The 18,545-nt window shown below is 50.6% G+C and carries 15 protein-coding genes; 6 read left to right on the top strand and 9 right to left on the bottom strand.

The window, feature by feature from the left end; translation table 11 throughout:
• The first annotated feature begins 150 nt into the window (after positions 1-150).
• Positions 151-822 (top strand): HEAT repeat domain-containing protein, encoded by a 672-nt coding sequence (locus tag L1S32_RS00825; RefSeq protein ID WP_278155491.1) that lies wholly within the window; start codon positions 151-153, stop codon positions 820-822.
• 106 nt (positions 823-928) lie between these two features.
• Here the strand turns inward: L1S32_RS00825 and L1S32_RS00820 are convergent, their stop codons facing one another.
• Genes L1S32_RS00820 through L1S32_RS00805 form a run of 4 tightly spaced genes read right to left on the bottom strand, consistent with a single transcriptional unit; the run spans position 929 to position 5,124 of the window.
• Entirely contained in the window at positions 929-2,101 is a 1,173-nt protein-coding gene (locus tag L1S32_RS00820; RefSeq protein ID WP_278155490.1) for an aconitase X catalytic domain-containing protein, read from the bottom strand.
• Between the two features lie 6 nt (positions 2,102-2,107).
• Positions 2,108-3,349, bottom strand: a complete 1,242-nt coding sequence (locus tag L1S32_RS00815; RefSeq protein WP_278155489.1) for a UbiD family decarboxylase — start codon at positions 3,347-3,349, stop codon at positions 2,108-2,110.
• The gene (locus L1S32_RS00810) at positions 3,349-3,900 is read right to left on the bottom strand and encodes a UbiX family flavin prenyltransferase (protein ID WP_278155488.1); all 552 of its coding nucleotides are present in this window, start codon (positions 3,898-3,900) and stop codon (positions 3,349-3,351) included. Before L1S32_RS00810 ends, L1S32_RS00815 begins: the two co-directional genes overlap by 1 nt.
• An 18-nt stretch (positions 3,901-3,918) precedes the next feature.
• Positions 3,919-5,124, bottom strand: a complete 1,206-nt coding sequence (locus L1S32_RS00805; RefSeq protein WP_278155487.1) for an HD domain-containing protein — start codon at positions 5,122-5,124, stop codon at positions 3,919-3,921.
• A 54-nt stretch (positions 5,125-5,178) separates the two neighbouring features.
• On the opposite strand from L1S32_RS00805, the gene cofD reads away from it, so the two are divergent.
• The 3 genes from cofD to L1S32_RS00790 are packed head-to-tail and all read left to right on the top strand — an operon-like array spanning position 5,179 to position 7,996.
• Complete coding sequence (gene cofD / locus L1S32_RS00800) at positions 5,179-6,099, top strand: 2-phospho-L-lactate transferase (RefSeq protein WP_278155486.1); 921 nt, start codon at positions 5,179-5,181, stop codon at positions 6,097-6,099.
• Positions 6,096-7,100 carry a hypothetical protein gene (locus L1S32_RS00795; protein WP_278155485.1) on the top strand — a complete coding sequence of 335 codons (1,005 nt, stop codon included), beginning with the start codon at positions 6,096-6,098 and terminating at the stop codon, positions 7,098-7,100. Before cofD ends, L1S32_RS00795 begins: the two co-directional genes overlap by 4 nt.
• Entirely contained in the window at positions 7,097-7,996 is a 900-nt protein-coding gene (locus tag L1S32_RS00790) for a 2-phospho-L-lactate transferase CofD family protein (RefSeq protein ID WP_278155484.1), read from the top strand. The genes L1S32_RS00795 and L1S32_RS00790 overlap by 4 nt, the downstream gene beginning before the upstream one ends.
• 15 nt (positions 7,997-8,011) lie before the next feature.
• Here L1S32_RS00790 and L1S32_RS00785 read toward each other — a convergent pair whose 3' ends face one another.
• The 3 genes from L1S32_RS00785 to L1S32_RS00775 are packed head-to-tail and all read right to left on the bottom strand — an operon-like array spanning position 8,012 to position 13,895.
• On the bottom strand, positions 8,012-9,244 hold the full coding sequence (locus L1S32_RS00785; protein WP_278155483.1) for a hypothetical protein: 1,233 nt from the start codon (positions 9,242-9,244) through the stop codon (positions 8,012-8,014).
• Positions 9,245-9,254: 10 nt separating this feature from the next.
• Entirely contained in the window at positions 9,255-13,415 is a 4,161-nt protein-coding gene (locus L1S32_RS00780; protein ID WP_278155482.1) for a HEAT repeat domain-containing protein, read from the bottom strand.
• Positions 13,416-13,421: 6 nt separating this feature from the next.
• Positions 13,422-13,895, bottom strand: coding sequence for a universal stress protein (locus L1S32_RS00775; RefSeq protein WP_278155481.1), 474 nt, complete (start codon positions 13,893-13,895; stop codon positions 13,422-13,424).
• Between the two features lie 111 nt (positions 13,896-14,006).
• Between L1S32_RS00775 and aspS the strand changes: the two genes are divergently transcribed.
• The gene (gene aspS / locus L1S32_RS00770; RefSeq protein WP_278155480.1) at positions 14,007-15,296 is read left to right on the top strand and encodes an aspartate--tRNA(Asn) ligase; all 1,290 of its coding nucleotides are present in this window, start codon (positions 14,007-14,009) and stop codon (positions 15,294-15,296) included.
• Positions 15,293-16,189, top strand: coding sequence for a methionine synthase (locus L1S32_RS00765; protein WP_347403355.1), 897 nt, complete (start codon positions 15,293-15,295; stop codon positions 16,187-16,189). Before aspS ends, L1S32_RS00765 begins: the two co-directional genes overlap by 4 nt.
• Positions 16,190-16,197: 8 nt before the next feature.
• Here L1S32_RS00765 and L1S32_RS00760 read toward each other — a convergent pair whose 3' ends face one another.
• Together L1S32_RS00760 and L1S32_RS00755 are read right to left on the bottom strand one after the other, a co-directional pair.
• Positions 16,198-16,818: an ATPase domain-containing protein gene (locus L1S32_RS00760; RefSeq protein ID WP_278155479.1), complete on the bottom strand. Its 621-nt coding sequence runs from the start codon at positions 16,816-16,818 to the stop codon at positions 16,198-16,200.
• A 116-nt stretch (positions 16,819-16,934) separates the two neighbouring features.
• Positions 16,935-18,458 (bottom strand): AMP-binding protein, encoded by a 1,524-nt coding sequence (locus L1S32_RS00755; protein ID WP_278155478.1) that lies wholly within the window; start codon positions 18,456-18,458, stop codon positions 16,935-16,937.
• Positions 18,459-18,545: the final 87 nt, after the last annotated feature.

The following is an 18,545-nucleotide window of genomic DNA, read 5'->3' as shown; positions in this document are numbered from 1 at the left end:
ATTTCCGGAGAATACGATTTATTTACAACGTCAATCCCAATTTATGCAATAAACCTCCGACCCAAACAACATGCTACGCGGCAATCACTAAAGTTAAAAAATACCTAAGCCCGGAATTTGTAGATCATATTTAAGTATTCTGTTGCCACAATGGCGTTGTGGTTTACCATGCAACATCCCACCGAAACCACTGTAAAAGATAGTCCTCCTGAAGAGGATTCTGAAAAAAAAAGAAGAGATACGATTCACGAGCTCATCGAATTTCTAAAAAGTGAAAATCTTACGTTCAGATGGAAAGCCGCCCAGATGCTGGGGGGAATGCATGCCAGTGAAGCAGTCGAACCTCTCATAGAAGCACTTTCGGATGAATATGTCGACGTAAGCTGGATTGCCGCCAAATCATTAGGAACGATTGGTGACAAAAGAGCAGTCATGCCCCTGATACATTGTCTGGCCAGTGAGGAGCAGTGGCTGAGAACAGGGGCTGCAACAGGACTCGGGAGGATAGGAGATAAAAGGGCCGTAAACCCGCTCATAAAATTATTGAACGATGAGAAAACAAAAGTCAGAATCGCAACAATTGAGGCATTGGCATCAATCGGTGATGAACGCGCAGTGGGACCACTCATCGGTCTGCTAAAAGATGGAGAAAAAAAGGTGAAAGTTGCTGCAGCACATGCACTCGTGACATTTAAGGGGGATCGAGTAATCAAAGCACTAAAAGAATGTCTCAATGACACCGATATTCAGGAAGAAGTCACTCAGGCGGTAAAACAAATCGAAAGCAGGGATGAAATGCAAAAAATGAGCATCCCAATTTGATGCTCAGAAAAAAGTGATAATAATAAAGAATTCTTTTTGAAAAATAAGACCTTCCTCAATTCACCGGTAAATCGTATTCACGAATAAAAGAAGGGTGGGGGCAGGGTTATTCGCCCAGAGCAGCAGCAATACATTCCTCAGTAGATCCAAGGACCGCCGCTGCACCGCACATATTCGGTACATACGCAAATGCCTTACCCGAATTGACCATTATCGTGTCAAAGTGATCCATTCCGGGCGAAACAACAATACAGGTATCCTCCCACACTCGTGCACCGGACTGCTCAATTCTTCCAACAAGATTGGGATGTGCCTGCGCCACACCCCGTGCAGCAAAGATGTACAATGGTTTTATTACCTTTTTCCCCTTCAGTAGCCCTGCAATCTCCTCCAGTTCATCCTCTGAGCAGTGCGGACACCCAATTGCCACCGCATCAACAGTCCGTTCCTCAAAGACTGCCTCAATCTCTTCCCCGGTAATGGTGATCGTTTCCAGTGCGGATATATCAGTCCCTCGTTCCTGCAGCACACGGGAATCAGGGGTGATACCCTCAACGTGATACAGCGCCACTGCCCCACTGGCAGCCATTGCAGCGCCAAGTGCCTTCAGCTGGTCGCGATTTGGCCGTATTCCATAAAAGAACGGCACACGGTTGCCCGCCACCTTTCCGGCGAGATACCCGATGGCACCATAATGGCGGGCATGGAGCGTTTCTTCCGCTTCAATCCGGAATGCCACCTGCGGCATCCTGTTCTCCCAGATATGCAGACCATAAAACGGCGTCTTCCCGATAATTGCAGCAGCAAGGGCAGAAGGACCACCCTCACGATTCGTCCGGGCACCGATTACCGAGTTCGCATAGGACACAGCAGACGACTCAGACCATGCAATATGTTCTCCGTATGATGTCCGGTTGATATAATACGGTGTGCAGGTGCACTCCAGTTTAACTCCCAGCCGCCGGTATGCATCCAGAACAGCGTTCTGTTTCTCTGCAAAATCAGAGGGAATGCCCATCTCCTGCCATCGTTCACGCGGCATCCCGATTGGATTAAGAACAGCGGGCACAGCCACCCGTGCATCAAGACTTCTCAGCCATTCGAGACCCCATTTACCTATCGTCTTATATGATGCACCTGCCACCTGTGCGCTGGTGATTGGCACAAACTTCTCTGCCCCGAAGACTTTTCCAAGAGCAACAAGAATCTCCATCATCTTCCTGCGGGTTTCGCCGTATTCTCCCGCAAGAACCTTTTCATCATCTGAATCAAGGTACATTATATATCAGTCCCATTCAGCTCTGATAAACTTCTCTTCTTCTCCCATGACCATTGTCGCATCAATTCCCATCTTCACATTGGTCCCGTCACCAATACGGCAGGGGTCCAGAGATGACCCACGGACTCCTTCGATGATCATCACATCACGGTCTGCACGCACGCGGGTTGCAATAGCATACTCCACATCCTCCATCCGGAACGGGTTGATATCCTCATCAACCACCACAACATGTTTCAGGGACGTATGAGCAGCGAAGGCCGCCATGATAGCATTTTTTGCATCCCCCTGCGTGCTCTTTTTTATCTGGACAATGCCATGCAGATATCCGCACCCACCGGTTGTAAGAACCACATTTTTCACCCGCGTAACACCGGCAACTGCCTGGAAGATCTTCGGTTCATACGGCATGCCCATCAGGATTTTATGCTCATTACCGGCCGGAAGAATCCCGTGATAGATTGCATCGGGCTTCATGTGCATCCCGGTGATCTCAATCACCGGACCCTGTCGAACCGGATCATAGGTCCCGGTAATATCCACGAAAGGACCTTCCTCGGTGGTCTCACTTCCAATATACCCTTCCAGCACGATCTCTGCATCCGGGACCCGCACACCATGTGAACAGGTGTTTAACTCGATCTCACCGCCAAGCAGCTCAGCAGCATACTGCATCTCTTTTCCCTGCGGTACGCGGGTGCAGGAGGCAAACGTCACTGCCGGATGAGTACCGATTGTTATGGCAACCGGCAGGCGTTCTCCATCGGAAAGGGCATCCTGGAGAAGGGAATGTGTATGCCTCCCTTCTACGAGCCGGGCCGCAAGCCGCTTCTCATCAAGGACCTGCATCCGGTGGATGGATGCATTTTCAACCCCGCCATATTGTGAAAAGACGATCGCTGATGTCAGATATCTTCCCGCATCAAGAGGGAAATGTTTCATCACCGGAAGACTGTTCAGATCCGGTACACTCATATTCAGGCGTTTCCCTTCCGTAATCATTCCATTCTGCCCGGTGGCTGCCAGGCGGGGCACAATATCATGTTCAGGAATCCCAAGGGCGCAGGAGAGGGAGGCACGCGATGCCGTCACATTCATTACACCCTTTCTGTTGCCGTCCAGCTTATGGAAGAAGAGGAGATCGTCGGTTTCACTGGCCAGTTTCGGGGCTTCAAAGACGGTTGAACAGGGCTCTTCAATATCGATGACCCGTCCTTCCCCGCGCATTTTTTCGATAAACGTTCGCATTAATATTCACCTTTCCATCGTGTACTGAGGGTATGGTCGACATTCATATGATCAAGGACACGGGCCACCACCATATCGACAAGGTCCTCGATTGATTGCGGCCGTGTGTAAAATGCCGGGCTGATAACCATGATTGTGGCTCCTGCTTCATCAAGGCAGAGCATATTCTTCAGGTGAATCCGGGAAAGGGGCATCTCACGGGGCATCAGAATACACGTTCTTCTCTCTTTCAGGCAGACATCTGCCGTTCGTGTAATAAGATTATCCGAAAATCCTGAAGCAATAGCAGCAAGCGTCTTCATACTGCACGGAATGATGACCATGCCGTCATACCGGAATGACCCGCTCGCAAGATCGGCGAACATATTGTCATTATCTGCATAGACAACATCAAACCCGGAGAAATCCACCCCTTCATATTCAGCGATACGCAGTGCAATATCCGATATGATGAGATGCACTTCTGCTTTGTCCTGGAGCACTTCCAGAAGGCGCCGTGCATACACCATACCGCTTGCACCGGTAACTGCCACAACAAATCGTTTCTTCATATCTTTACCGGCCTGTCTCTATAGAATTAGTCTGTCCTGTTTAGTTGGCTTTTTGATCGATAATACCCTGCCTGCTGCATCCGCGACGGCATTCTGCTGACCTGGTATGGTATAAATCCCCAGACGCCACTGACTTCTTCGTGCTTTGTTGAGAGCAGTCAGGAGGGGGGAGAGCTCTTCAAGAGATGTCAGATCATAATGGTTTCTGACCAGAACCCCCATCCGCATCTCTGAGGGAAAGGCAGGGATATCCACAAGAACGGACATCTCATCAACCCCTGCCTCAGCAGCAATCTCCTCTGCAATTACCCTTGACCGGATGACCGTGATTCCCTGTCGGTATTCCTCTGCATTCACCTGATCCTGACCCACATAGAGAGCACGTTTATAGAGCCGGCGGTCAAGAACGCGCTGTGTCAGGCTGACAGCCGCTTCTGAAGGCGATGAGAGTAGTGCAGCGATAAACGAGAAATCATTCATCCGCATCAGTTCATCGTAGGCATCCCCTCCCGGTGCGGAGGCATGCGAGAGACTTGCAATGAGGATCATCGATTCTGCAATCCGTGACACATGATGAAAATAGACAGAGGGACGCATCAGTGTTCGCGCAAGAAGCAGAGATTCTGCAGAGTTTATACCGTTTTCCCTAAGGTACAAGCCGGATTCGTCACTTATCGCACTGCTGTGAATCAGCCGGTCAGGATCCACCGTGCCATACGGGACACCTGTGTAATGCGCATCGCGCATCAGATAGTCCATCCGGTCAACATCAAGATCTCCATGGATGATTCCTGCATACCGATGGGTGCCGTTTACCATCGCCGCAACCTCCTCCGGGTCAACTCCGGCCCCGGAAAGAACGGGAGCCAGATCCTCAATCAGCAGAGGTGCGATATCATCGTGCCCTCTTCCACAGAATTCAGTGAGCAACGGTTCTGTTGCATGTGAAAACGGTCCGTGCCCAATATCATGAAGAAGACCGGCCGCCTCGGTGAGAAGGCATTCATCGGCGTCAAATTCAAGTTCGCGGCCCATAGCTCCTGCCAGATGCATTGTCCCGACAGAGTGTTCAAACCGTGAATGGTTTGCACCAGGGTATACCAGATGCGAAAAACCAAGTTGGCGGATATACCGGAGGCGCTGCACATGGGGAGCATCAAGAAGAGGAAGGAGCTCGTCGGATACACGGACATGGCCATGTACAGGGTCTTTTATTGTCTTCATCTCTGTCTTCAGTTAAGAATCAACATATATTTAGTGATAAAACTATTGTGTCACATGATAACTTTCCTCTCCGGCGGGACAGGCACCCCCAAACTGATGCGGGGATACCGGACGCTCATTGCAGACCATGAGATGACAGTCATTGTAAACACAGCAGAGGACATGTGGTTCTCCGGCAGTCACCTTTCACCAGACATTGACACAGTGATGTACCTCTTTGCAGGACTCCTTGACACAGACAGATGGTGGGGTATCCAAGATGACACCACCATCACCAGTGAATTTCTTGAGAGAATCGGGTGTCCCGAACCGGTTACCCTCGGGGACAGGGACCGTGCGGTCAACATTGCACGGGCAGAGATGCTCCGCTCAGGGATTACACTCACAGAGGCGACACAGCATCTCTCATCCCGTCTCCAGTGTGATGCGACCATTCTCCCCATGTGCGACACTGAAGTTACAACCTGCATCCAGAGCGATGGTACGGAGATGCACTTCCAGGAATACTGGGTCGGACACAGGGGAGCAGTGACAATAGACGCAGTCATACGGAGATGCAGTGAAACACCCATAGCAACAGAACAGGTCTTAAAGGCAATCCGTGATGCCGATGCAGTTATTATCGGACCGTCAAACCCCGTCACCAGCATCTCACCGATTCTTGAATGTGAAGGAGTGAAAGAAGCACTCAAGGATCAGTTTGTGATAGTAATTAGTCCGTTTATTGGTGACATACCGGTGAGCGGGCCAGCTGCAGAACTGATGATGGCATGGGACATGGCACCAAACGGGCAGTCAACCTATGATCTCTACCGGGAGTTCACCGACGTATTTGTTCAGGACATCCGGGACCCAAAACCGATAGAGGGGGCCATCCGTCTGGATACCCTCATGACGGACAAGGAAGCCGCACTGGCACTGGCAGAAAACATTCAGCAAATCATTGACACACAAAAAGACCACAGGGATTCATGACACAGGACCACTACGCGTTTCGGGAGATTGACCGGGCCGTTGCAATGACAAAATCCATCCTTATTCCATTTGACATCGGAATATGGCTTCGTCTGGCACTTATAGCCCTGTTTGCCGGGGGGGCAGCCGGAGGAGTGCAGTTTTCAACCGGCTCCATCTCTCCGGAAGAACTCGGTGATGGTCAGTACATCAGTTCTCTGTTCCCGCAGAACACGGATGCCCTCCTATCTCTCCTGCTGCTCATCGCAGGAGTTCTGCTCTGCATCGGCCTAGTCTATCTTCTTTTAAACGGAATATTCCAGTTCATCTTTATCAAGGCACTTGGAGCAGGAGACATTCACATACGGACATACTTCCGTGAAAGTACCCGTCCCGGCATTCATTACTTCGCGTTCCTTTTCATCCTTTCGGGTCTCTTTTTTGGCATCTGTCTGGTTCTCGCATATCTCCTGTTTGCTCCGCTTATGGGAACACTTAGTGCTGATACGGCAATTGCAGGAAGAATCCTGATATTTATTGTACTGATGCTCATCCTCATGATCCCCTATCTCATTATCCTGATGCTGACAACGGATTTTGTTGTCCCCATCATGAACGTCGACCGATGCGGCATCATTGAAGGATGGCGCCGATGCCTGCATCTTTTCAGTGCGGAAAAAACGGAGGCGGCACTGTATACGGTCATGAAACTCATCCTCTCCGTCTGTGTCAGCATCATCCTCTCCGTTGTGATGATTGGAGTGGGAATTGGAGCAGGCATCCCCCTGATGGGGATCCTTATCGCGGCAGGCGGGCCCCAAAACATCTCCCTTCCTGCCATAGCCCTTCTTTTTGCGCTATATTTTGCCGTAGTAACCTTCTGCGGACTGATGGCAAGTGTGCCATTCGTGACGTTTTTGCGCACCTATTCACTCTATGTTGTTGGTGATTTCGATGAGAGATATTCCCTTCTGAGAGACCCGTCGTCACCAAAGGCAGGGGAGGATACGGAAGAAGCATGATCACCTTCATCTCAGGCGGAAGCGAATCAGCCCGCCTCATCGCAGGGTTTCGTTCATTCATGGATGATTCAGAAATTACGGTCATTGCAACACCCGCATATGCACAAGAGTCGCCATGCGGGTGTTCCATTCCCGATCTTGACACCCTGATATTTCTCTTTGCAGGCATCCTTAACACCAGAACATGGCATGGCATTCAGGGCGATACCTGCACAACACACCGTGCCCTCAGACGACTCGGCACAGAAGAATCACGAGCCGTGGGAGACCAGGAGCGTGCCCTGCATATTTACCGCGCGCAGAGGCTGAAAGAAGAACGCCTGACAGATGCGACAAACTCCATCACCCACGCTCATGGTATTATGGCACAGATACTGCCCACCACCGATGATATAGGGGAGTGGTCTGTCACCACCCCGTCCGGGCGGATTTCGCTTGCCCGGTACAGGACCACATATGATGACGACACGCATGCATGTGCTGTCCATGCTCCGTCAGGCACGACACCTCACGCATCCATGGAATCCATTGAAGCAATCCGAAACAGTGACATCGTGATCATCGGTCCCGGAAGGCCGGTCACAGGCATCATGCCAGTACTGATGTGTGCAGGAATACCGGAAACACTCGGGAACGTTCCCGTAATCTCCTTTGTCCCGTTTACCGGTGAACGAAGTAGGACACGTGGGGCAAAGACATACGCTCCGGAAAGCAGGGCTGAATGCCCGGTTTACGATCAGTTCACCGATTTGTATCTGATGGATACCCGTGACCCCCTGCCCTTTGATAATGCCCTCCACGTTGACACACGGATGGATTCACGCACCAGGCGTGAATCACTTGCATGGGACATCATGGCCCTCGCAGAAGGGTTGAAAAAAGAGAGTAACCGGTAAAATTGTCAGGTATGATTAATTCCCAATCTCAGAGAATGCGTCCATGACATTCCGGACAAATTCAGCCATTCCCAGGATTCCGTCAAGGACTACCTGGAAAAATGTCAGGGTTCCTTCGATGTCAATATCCCCCACACTTTCATCCACTCCCGGATCCATGGCATAAGGCAGTGATATCACCTGAGCAGGAGTCGTGGCAGACACTTCCGAAGAAGGCGGAGGGGTTCCTGCACCAGGCGTGTACCCTCCCATTGTCAGCCCTGCTTCGGTGTACATGCCCGCAAGGTATGCCATCGCATCACCGGCCTTCGCATACGCATCCTCTGCATACCGCTGTGCACCCTCATCATCTCCGGCAGAATCACGATCATGGGCAAGTATTAGGAGCATTTCAGCATTGTCCCGGTAGGAGAGGACGACAAGGACTCCCTGTTTATCAGCACCGCCGGCACCCCTGTACTCTGCTATCGCCGGCTCAATCGCTGAGATCATTCCCTCTGTATTCTGAAAAAAATCCTGAGTGACCGAGTCAGTCAGTGTCGTCCTTCCAACACTGAGGAGATACTTTGCTTCAGAAAGGGCAGTATAGGCATTATGCAGGTCCATCTGAAGGGAGGCCTCTATCAGATCACGGGCATCGGCAGCAACCTCTTCTGCTGCTGATGTATCGCTTCCTTCATTGTATGCACGATTAATTTGTTCTTCAAACCGGATGAGATCATTTTCCGTTTCTGTCCGCATGCCATTCACTGCCGCAAGGTCAATGAGGGAGATCCTCTCAGATACAGAATCGAGAACAGTAACACCATCACCAGCAATGTGTTCAAGAGAGAGCACTTCTGCATCACCGGAACCCGCCAGGTACTCGGGCACAACCCCTTCAAGGTGAACCTGCAGTTTCGTTACCGACGCCCCGGGATTATAGAGTTCAAAGCCTGTCACTGTCAGATACCGGCCACTCCTGGTACCAATAGGCATCTCACGCCCATCGGCAATTATGACAGCATCCCACGAGTCAGACCCCATATCAGTATATACCGTAATGAACTCATTCATCGACGAAACGTCGTATATTATCTCAATATCAGCGGTCACCGCCTCTCCGATTACTGCATGCCCATCCGGTACAACAGACGGACCGGAAGTAACCGTAAAAGCACAGACTGGCAGAATACAAAACCAGATTGCAATCAAAACCATGCCTGTACGAGCCAGTTCACCGGAGGTTATCCGTTTATATCCGGTCATTTTATCCACCCTATTTACCTTCCTCAATTATCCGGATAATTTTCAGGAGCCGTTTCTTACGGGCACCCTCCTGTGACATTGCGGCTTCACGAATGAAAGGCACAACATCCGAATCCATCTCTGCAAGCATTTCTGCAGCCGCATCGGAAATTGCACCTGATTCACCGGATACGATCTGAGCCAGACCAACAATTCCCTCTCGGCCCCCGATACCGGAGAGAACATCCACAATCGTATTCTGCACAGAAGGAGGCATCGAGCTCACCATTGCGGAGAGAATACGTGCTGTAGTCTCCCCACCCTTCTTCAGGTCTGCTGTTCTTCCACTCGCAAGCAAAAAGAGTGTCTCTTCCGCGCTTCCGGCAGGGGACCAGCCGATCTTTGAAAGGAGGGTTGCAGCATGCATCGCAAATTCCCTGTCACTTCCCCGCATTGCAGACATCAGGTCAGATTTCAGACTGCTCTTCTCATCATAGAGATCTACGAGAAGAGCAGAGGAGAGTGAATCTTCACCACCTTCAATGCGAAGTACCAGCTCTTCACAGGTGCGCGAATCAACACAGACATCCTGCGATTCAGACTTACCCCCGGATTGAACACCGGCTGAATCTGAAGAAGATGCAGATTCTGCATCTGCCGCCTTTGCCCCAACTCCGGCAGAAAAACCTGTTTTCTTCCGTGAAAATATGGATCGGACAGGAGAGGCAGCGACATCACTGATACTTTCACCTGCTCCATGCGCCTCTTCGAAAATACGGCTGTCAGCACCGATATCTCCTGCAAGAACCGGATTAATCTCATACAGCGCCAGAAGAGCAGCATTCTTTGCTTCACCTGCGGCTTGCTCAATGAACTCCTGCAGTGGTTCAATAGCCCGATAGTCATGTTGCACAATTGCTGCCCGTATGGCATCTCTCACCCGTCGATCAGGCTCTTCAAGGTGAGGCAACAGGAACGGCAGGGATCGGACATCACAGATCTCCCCCAGTGCCGCTGCCGCAGAAATACGGATCTCTGAATCCTGCACCTGAAGTGACCGAAGAAGAACAGGAAGACCAAACTGCCCATATGTCGCCGCTGCATGCGCAGCAGCATCACGTACCCCCGCATCCTCATCAGAGAAGAGATTAATGATGAATGGAAATGCACGCTCGTTATTCATCATCTGAAGAGCCCTGACTACCGCAAGACGTACATCAACCGATGGGTCCTTCGAAAGATGGGAAAGAACCTTCATCATCCCTGTCTGGGCGGTAAATCCGATAGCATCCGCAACTGCTGTCCGCACTATCTGACTCTTATCATAGGCAGCCTTCAAAATATACGGATAAGCACGCTCCCCTTTCATGGAGAGCACATCTACTGCCGCAGCACGAATAGCTTCGTCTTTGGAGGAAAGTGCTGCAACCGCCATTTCAAAGGAGATATTATGAACCTTTACTCCTTCACTGATGATTGCATAGATCTGTTCGGTTGCAACCTTCTGGAGCCTCAACCACTTAAACCCTTCAATGACCCGTTTCTGGGTCTCCCGGATCTCGTCATCTGTGGGCCCTTTGGGTTGATTCGCCTCAGAATTCTTCTTTTCCCCTTCCTCAAGCTTCTTTCTTTCCTGCTCTTTTTGAAGATTTTCACGTTTCAGTCGATGTTTCTCTGCCGATTTCCTGAAGACACCGATAATATTTTTCTGCTGCGTTTCGGGAAGAGAAGGCAGAACTGCCTCCAGTTTCTGTGCCGCATCAGGACCCAGTCCTGCCAGAGCATATACTGCGCCCATCCATTCATTATCTTCCGAACGTACAATCCGGATGAGATCCGGGATGACCGGATCACCAAGTCGGATAACTGCACCCCAGTTTCCGCTGGCGATTGCATACCGGATCTGTTCACCCTGTGTCCGGGGGGTCCACCCTTTTCGTTTCAGTGCATGCGCCGCATCAATACGGATCTGTGAATCCGCATGGTTCAGAGCGCCCACAAGACACCGTTCCGTCTCAGGGGTGTCGTAGCAGATAAGAGCATGAAGTGCTGAAATACGCACATTCGGATCACAATCCTCCATATACGGCAGAATTACAGGTATAACCCTTTTATCACCGATCTCCCCCATCGCCTTTATCACACGCCGCCTGAGAGCAGGATCGTCCTTCTTTATCAAAGAAAACAGAAGAGGGAGCGCACGTTCCTTAAGCCTGATAAGCTCATCCCACTCATCGCACAAAAAGAAAAACATCGCTTTATCCTCCGATTTCTCCGGAGTCCATCCAAGGCCCTGCAGACATCCGGCTGCTTTACGCTGTTCAGCACCTTCAGAATGATAGAATTTTTCAATATTTTCTCTTCTCAGACGATTTTTTTCTTCAGATTTTTTGAAGATACCGATAATCTCCTTTTGACGTGACGGCGGGAGTGACGGTAAAATCACTTCCAGTTCACGTACTGCAGCAGGACCCAATTCTGCCAGAGCATGTACTGCAACCGGCCATTCGTTGTCTCCGGTTCGCACAATATGGATAAGAACCGGGATAACCGGGTCACCGAACTGGATAATTCCATCCCAGTTCCCGCCTGCAATCGTATACCGGATTTGATCTCCATGATTCCGGGGGCTCCACCCTTTTCGTTTCAGTGCATGCGCCGCATCAATACGAATCTGGGAATCCGCATGGTTCAGGGCACTCACAAGACTCCGTTCCGTCTCAGGAGTGTCATAGCGCATCATTGCGGTGAATGCTGCAATACGGATATCCGGATCAGAATCCTCCATATACGGCAGAATTGCGGGCACAACTCTTTTATCGTCGATCTCCCCCATCGCCTGTATCACCTGCCGTCTGAGAGCAGGATCGTCCTTCTTTATCAAAGAAAACAGAAGAGGAAGAGCACGGTCCTTCATCCCGATAAGCCCCTTCCAGTCACCACACAAAAAGAAAAACATCGGTTTATCCTCAGGTTTTTCCGGAGTCCATCCAAGATCCTGCAGGCATCTGGCCGCTATGCGCTGCTCATCCCCTTCGGAATGATATAATTTCTGAATATTTTCTCTTCTGACACGATTTTTTTCTTCAGATTTTTTGAAGATCCTGATAATCTCCTTTTGCTGCGATGCCGGTAGTGATGGCAGAATCGCCTCCAGTTCACGTGCTGCAGCCGGACCCATTTCAGTCAGGGCATGTACTGCCCCCACCCACTCATTATCTCCTGTACGCACAATCCGGATGAGATCAGGGATGATCATTCCACCAAACCCCTTCACTGCATCCCAGTTCCCACCGGCGATTGTATACCGGATTTGATCCCCATGCTGCCGGGGGCTCCACCCTTTACGTTTCAGTGCATGCGCCGCATCAATACGGATCTGTGAATCGGTATGATTCAGAGCACTGACAAGACACCGTTCGGTTTCAGGGGTGTCATAGCGTACTAATGCAGTAAGTGCTGCAATGCGGACTTCCGGAGCGCTGTCATCGAGATACGGAAGAATAACAGGCACAACCCTTTTGTCACCGGTCTCCCCCATCGCATGTATCACCTGCTGTCTGAGAATAGGATCGTCCTTTTTTACCAGAGAAAACAAAAGAGGAAGCGCACGTTCTTTAAGCCGGATAAGCTCATCCCACTCATCGCACAAAAAGAAAAACATCGGTTTATCATCCGGTTTTTCCGGAATCCATTCAAGACGGCGCAGGCATTTGGCTGCTGTGCGCTGTTCTTCCCCTTCTGCGTGATATACAATCTTTTTCAGGACAGGAATTCCGGATTTCCCGATACATCCAAGCAGACTAATTGCCCCAAGCCGTACATCCTGATCTTCGTCACCAGTACGGTTCACCAGAATGTCAAATGCATCCTCTCCACAGCGCATGACAGCACGGCCAAGTGAGCGGCCTGCTTCAGCCCCTGCATATCTGGCCAGTGCAAGAACAGCAGGATGGTCCGGCCCCCCGGACTGGACGATGGCCCGTGCCACATCCATCATTTCACGATCATTCAGACCGCCGAGCACATCAGCTACAGCCCGCGGGTCATTCTCACTGAAAAACAGAAGAGCACTCATGGCTGCTGCGGCATCATCACCCATCCCTTTCAGGTAAAAACGAACAATACACTCATATTCACGCTTTTCAATGCATTGTTCAAGAGTGGGTGCCGACCGCCTGAAAAAACCCATTTCCGGTTAGTCCTTCCTTTTTCCCCGTATAATCATCGTATTAGTCCGTGCATGGGTCACAACTGCAGAACTAACGCTTCCCAGCAGGAGTGCCTCAAGACCCGTCTTTCCGGTAGAACCCACCATAATACAGTCTGCACCGATCTCTTCTGCGCAACGGAGGATCTCTTCTCTGGGATCTCCCCATACCGGATGTGGTATCACGGAGACACCCTTGCTCCCTGCCTCTTTTTCTGCATCTTCAAGTGCTCTCTTTGCCTCTTCAGCCAGAAATTCAGTGATCAGTTCATAATTCACATCAATAGCATCTGCCTGTGGGCTTACAAACATTGACTGCACTGCTCCCGGGTTTGTGACACATATCGTATGCAGAACCGCATTATGCCGCAGTGCTTCCTCTGCTGCGGCGCGTACTGCTTCTAAAGATTCGGAAGAACCATCCGTTGCAACAAGAATTGTGGAAAACATCTCTTTATCCATGGATTTCTTTCATAGAGGGCAGATTAATCTTTGTATTGCTGAATAGCACCTGATCGCACTGAGAGAAAAATAACTTACTCTTTAAGCGCAGATAGTATACCAGATTTGTCCATGAGAATACCAATAAAGGATGTAACACCGGAAACAGAACGAGCAGTTGTTATCGGATGGATTAATGAAGTGCGTGATCTCGGAGGACTTGCATTCTATATCCTTCGTGACAGAACAGGATTCCTTCAGGTCACAATCGTGAAAAAGAAGGCATCGGATGCAGTTCTTGCTGCCGCGAAAGAGGCTTCACGTGAGTCAGTTGTCCGCGTAACCGGCATCGTCAAAGCTACGGAAAAAGCACCGGGCGGTCGTGAACTTATTCCTGAGAACTTCGAGATCATCTCACGCGCGGAGAGTCCGCTGCCGCTTGATGTGTCAGAAAAAGTCCCGGCAGAAATTGACACACGCCTCGATAACCGCTACCTGGACGCACGGCGCCCCCGTGTTGCTGCAATTTTTCAGATCAGGAGCACCGTTACCCACGCGATCAATAATCTCCTCTATGAAGAAGGGTTTACAAACATCACCACTTCCAAGATCGTCGCAGCGGCAACAGAAGGAGGAACAGAACTCTTCCCGCTCGCATATTTTGAAAAGGAAGCATTTTTGAACCAGAGCCCGCAGCTCTACAAACAGATGATGATGGCTGCAGGGTTTGAAAAGGTCTTTGAAATAGCCCCGATATTCCGGGCTGAGGAGCACAATACAACCCGCCATCTCAATGAGGCGACATCCATCGATGTGGAAGTATCCTTTGCAGACCACCATGATGTGATGGACCTGCTGGAACGGGTGATTGTCCGGGCATATACATCAGTCGCAGAGTCATGCGGGCCGGCGCTGGAGGCTCTCGGGAAAGAGTTTACGATCCCAAAAACTCCGTTCCCCCGCATATCCTATGCCGAGGCAATTGACATTGCCGCACTCTCCATTGAAGAGGACATCAGTTATGGAGATGATCTCTCAACCGCTGCCGAGCGGGCGATCGGAGAAGAGATGGGAGAACACTACTTCATCACCGACTGGCCGACAGAGATCAAACCATATTATGCCATGCCCTATGAGGATAACCCTTCAGTCTGTAAGGCATTTGACCTGATGCACCCGAGAATGGAACTCTCAAGCGGAGCTCAGCGCATTCATGAACATGACCTCCTCACCACCCAGATTGCAGCAAAGGGCCTTTCACCGGAGAGCTTTTCATTCTATCTTCAGCCATTCAGGTATGGAATGCCTCCGCATGCAGGCTGGGGTCTCGGCATGGACCGCCTGATCATGACAATGCTGGACCTGCCCAATATCAGGGAAGCAGTCCTCTTCCCACGTGACCGTCACCGCGTAACCCCATGATGCCAGAACTGATACTCCCGACCACCGTTGTCGGGAGTTATCCTGCAGTCGGGTCAGGAGGCCTCCGGGCCCTCTTCGATCCGCTCAAGCCAGCCCGCACTACAGCAGTATCCGACCAGATCTCCGCAGGAATTGACATAATATCAGACGGACAGGTCGGCAGGGACATGATTGCACTGATTGCAGACTTCCTGCCGGGTGTAAAGGGGCAGGATGTCACCGGACAGATTCATCCGGCAGGAAAGCCGATCACGCTTCCCGGAGTGAAATATGCCCTTTCACGGCATCCTGCAGTGAAGGGGATTCTCACCGGACCGACGACCCTTGCCCATGGGCTTGCGATCAGGACACCGGTTTACCGGGACCGGAGCGAACTGATCCCTGACATGGCCCTCGCACTGGCGCAGGAGGCACGGTATCTGGCAGATGCGGGTGTCGCCATTCTCCAGCTGGATGAACCTATTCTTTCCACCGGTGCGGCTGATCTGACGGTCGCACACGATGCGGTGAATATCATCACCGGAAAACTGAATGTCCCGTCCTGCATGCATGTCTGCGGAAATATCAGGGGATGTATCGATGAGATACTCCGGTTTCCGGTTGATATACTGGACTTTGAATTCGCAAACAACCCGGACAATCTGGATGTCCTTTCCCGCTCAGACCTGAAAGGAAAGAAGATCGGATTCGGATGTGTGGACTCAGCAGACAGAGAAGTCGAGAGTGTTTCTGTAATTGCAGAGCGCATCACAAAAGGAATTGAAGTCTTTGGCGCTGAAAATATGCTTCTGGACCCTGACTGCGGCCTGCGGATGCATTCCCGTGAAGGGGCGTATAAAAAACTGGAACATCTGGTTCTTGCTGCACGACAGTGCAGAGAAGAACTCACATAAATTTTCATTCAGACTACACGTGCTGTTGTTGACAGATCAATTCCCTCATTCGTGATATTGTACGGGAAAAGTCGGTTTGGCACATTTGCATTTTTGATTTTTGCAATCTCCATTTTTCGTTCAATCTCATTTCCATGACGCTCTTCGATGAGGTGAATATAGACATCGGCATACCGTATGACAGAAATCTCATCTTCCGCTGAGTGGACATTGTCATATAGCAGAAACAGTATCGTCCCCCCATCCTGGGTAATCATTCCCCCATAATTCCTGATCAGTGAAATTGCGGCATCAACGCCCCCATTATGGATAACACTCGAAAGTGAATCAACCACGTACCGTTTTCCGGGCATCTCTGACAGGGCATCCCCCATCTCATCCGGCGTCACCGGCGTCATGCCAACAGACGGACTGCTGTCTGAGATCAGATACCAGCTGTCATCACCGCCGGTCGTTTCTTCATCTGCTTTCCAGAACTGTTCGGCAATCTTTTCAATTCCCGAAATAGCGGATCCCTGAATGACAATAATCGAACCCGCCGGAAATCCCCCCCCCAGTTGATAATCCAGACCAATGATACCTGTTGATATCTTTTTCTGACCAGTGATTTCAACCTCTTCAATATCCACAGGCATTTGCGAAAATGTAGAGATTCATAATTATTTAAATCATTCCTTAAGTTAATCTGCCTTTTTCAGGCTATTTCCCTGTAATTATGAAGATGTGAATGTTATTCAGGCCATTTTTATTCAGGGCCATATGTTTCACGAAGTTCCCGACGCAGCAGTTTCCATCCTCCAACCCGGGGAAGCTCATCAACAATAACCATCTCACGCGGCACTTTATACCCGGCCAGATGCTCACGGGCATATTCCTGCAGGTCTGACAGCGTGAGAGATGCACCGGGGAGAAGCGCCACAGCTGCATAGGGGATCTCGCCACGGTGAATATCCGGCACCCCGAAGACTGCCACATCGTCTATCGCCGGATGGTTAATAAGCACCTTTTCCACCTCAGTCGGATATATTTTCCACCCGGACATCACAATCATGTCCTTCTTGCGGTCTGTGATAGCAAGCATCCCGTCTTCTGATAGATACCCGATATCTCCCGTTAGAAACCACCCGTCCGGAAGAAAAACCGCCTGTGTCTCTTCTTCCATCCCCCAGTATCCTGATGCAACCGCAGGCCCCCGCAGTGCAATTTCGCCTATCTCCCCGGTTCCACACTCAACCGACGGGTCATCTGTATTGACAATTTTCACTTCAGTAAATCCAATCGGCATGCCAACACTTCTGAATTCATCTGCATACTCATAGTCCTCCGGCCGGATAGCAGTCCCTGTACCGACAACGATGGTTTCGGAAAGGCCGTATGCATTGACAATCGGTATTTCGAACCGTGAAAAAAACTCCTTCCATATGCTGGGGTGGAGGGGGCCCCCTCCGCTGATCATCTCCCGTGCTGACCGCATCCGCTCCTCTGTTCCCGGAGGGGTCCGAAGAAGAGAATGGATAACAGGCGGCATACCGGCTATGACTGTGGCCTGATATGACTCAGTGAGCCGAATATACTCATCAAGAGAGAAACGGTCCATAATCACCCAGGTGGCACCGGCACGCAGCGCTGAAATACCCCAGGAAACCCCGACATGGGCCATCGGATATATCCCCAGATATACATCATCTTCGCAATACCCGAGTACTTCACGTTCATTGTCCATCGCTGCCATCCAGTTTCCATGGGTGAGCATCGCCCCCTTCTGTTTTCCTGTGGTGCCTGATGTATACTGAAGCTGACAGAGATCATCTGACCTGCAGTTACGGGCCCGGGCAATGAACGGTACAGAGAGACATTCCTCCTCAAACGATGGAATACCTGTTGTGATCACATCAGCTGAAATTCTGCCGGAAAGGACGTGTGTTTCAATCTCTGCACTCCCTTTTAAATCAGTCACAATACATGCCGCCCCGGAATCATCCAGCAATAAGGCGACCTCCTCTGGCCGGAGGACATTATTGAGCGGGACTGCCACACCGCCCATCCGCCAGATTGCAAAATACCAGAAGAGATACTCAGGTGAAGGGGGAAGGTAAATCCCGACCCGGTCTCCCGCAACAATTCCACGGCCGATAAGACAGGATGATAGTCGGCAAACCCGTTTCAGGAGGTCACGAAATGTGTATTCGGTCCCCGAAACCGGGTGGATGAGGGCCGGTTTGTCTCCCAGACGGGCATTGACATCAAGAAATGTGGTACAGTTTGGCATTCACAAAAACCTCAGATGATCTACAGCGTATTATTGTATACATCAAAGAATAACCATTCTGTTTTTAAAAACAGGATGAAACGGATG

The sequence above is a fragment of the Methanogenium sp. S4BF genome (assembly GCF_029633965.1).
In the GTDB taxonomy this organism is placed as follows: domain Archaea; phylum Halobacteriota; class Methanomicrobia; order Methanomicrobiales; family Methanomicrobiaceae; genus Methanogenium.
Note: the sequence above shows the minus strand (reverse complement) of the source record. Positions and strands in the feature narration are given on the sequence as shown.